This window comes from Janthinobacterium sp. TND4EL3 (genome assembly GCF_900156175.1).
Taxonomy (GTDB): domain Bacteria; phylum Pseudomonadota; class Gammaproteobacteria; order Burkholderiales; family Burkholderiaceae_D; genus Janthinobacterium.
Window position 1 is genome coordinate 1 of sequence record NZ_FTMV01000063.1, and the last position, 1,704, is coordinate 1,704.

Genomic DNA, 1,704 nt, shown 5'->3' on the forward strand with positions numbered 1-1,704 from the left:
TAATCGAGTTTGTGGACACAATCGATTTGTGTCTCAACCTCAAATCATGCTGGCAGGAGTAGTCGAGGTAAAGACGGCGCTGGCTTTACGCTTACCAGGTTCCCGACACGATCCATCGGTTTTCATCTTTCGAGAACTATGGATCAGGAGAGCAAGCTGCTGGCAGCGCCTCAGAGCGCTAATCGGCTCCGTCCGCTTCCGCCCCAAGGCAGACGTTCAACTCGGCAATTGAAAATAAGTGTGTTCAGACACACAAAAACTCTGCGAGCCGTCAAGCTATTCTGGTTGACATGCAGCTAAAAGCGAACCTCTACGGTAGCGTCGGCATCGACCAGGGCGCGCTGCCACAAAATAAACTGCGATGGCCAACCCTGTGAGACTTTTAGGTGGCCCAGCGACATAGCATGCTTTGTTTCGGCCGGAGTCATGGACGTTGCTTGGCGAATTATGGCGAATACACGTGCTGCGTTTGGACCAATTGCCGTTATCCAAAGAGAAGGATCGTGCAACGGCGAACTCTCTTTTGCTGGAAACTCTCCAAACTGCTCGTACAACCTAGAGAACGCTTCGGCATAGCACAATGAGGCATATGCCTGCGCTTGCTCCAAGTGTTCCCGGCAAAACCACTCAAGTCCGCGGGGATGCCCCGCAGCTCCCTCTTTAAGCCGTTGGAAGTCGGCGAACTGAACTACATCTCCACCACTTGTATAATGAAAATACTCAGAACTGAAGTCCCTGTGGCAAAGTGAGCAAATAGGCGGTTTCATCGATCAAAAGTAGATTTAAATTTTCGTAAATTGGAATGTCCGCTTTTGGCCGCCTGCCGTCAAGTTAACGTAACTCCGAAACTACCTGCTTTAGCCAAATCCGCATTTCAGAAAACGAACCTGGCCAATAGTCACATCCCAGTTTTTGCACCACACAGCAAAGCGTTTCATCGGGCGAAGAGTCCGATATCAGACGTTCTATTCCCGCTGCAACCAGCGCCGAATCGGTTGGGGTCGATTCCCTTAAAAATCGGCTAATCACAACTTGCCACGTCGGGTCGTCTAACTGCCAGTCTTGGTGGAAATATCCGCCAAAGAACTGATGGAGCGCTTCATCTGAACTATTCATATCCCTCTCTTCTGCGGTCGGCTTCGATGCTGCTGAGTGGCAGCTTTTGCCCGGTTGCCGCTGTTGGCGGGGTCCGCCCCATAGTAGCCATTCCTCAGCAACTAAGAGACTAGCTTCGCTTTCGCTCCGTGAGATTTGAGATTGTGACCACGACATTTCTCGATTTTCGGTTGACCCGTGCAGTACTGATTACCACAGCGTCAGCTGGCTTTTCTGCGGCGACGTATAGCTCAAAAATTCGGTCGTCACCATCGAAAACCGTTCCAAGCGTTAGATTTTTTGCCCACTCCTCGGGCATTGGTTCGTATCCGTCGAGCGCAGTACGAGTCGCCACTCGGGCGATTGCCTGCAGCTCGTCCAATTCCTTCGGCGCTATCGATATGCCTGAAATTCGTTTCATTGTTGACCTTACGTTTCACACGGACTGGAATGAAGGGCCGTTTTTGGCCGGCTGCCGTCGTTGGCAGGTGCCGCCCCAAAGCCGCCGTACAAATGAAATGATAGCAGGCAAAGCTCAGTGCTTACGACGCCAGTCAAGGTATTCAAACTCGCTGTCGTCCCTGTCCAATTCAACGCGGTAGTAGGAAC

1 protein-coding gene is annotated in these 1,704 nt (G+C 51.5%); it reads right to left on the minus strand.

Annotation, left to right across the window (positions count from 1 at the left end):
- Positions 1–831 precede the first annotated feature (831 nt).
- On the minus strand, positions 832–1,116 hold the full coding sequence (locus tag BXA07_RS30705; protein WP_139335871.1) for a contact-dependent growth inhibition system immunity protein: 285 nt from the start codon (positions 1,114–1,116) through the stop codon (positions 832–834).
- Positions 1,117–1,704: the final 588 nt, after the last annotated feature.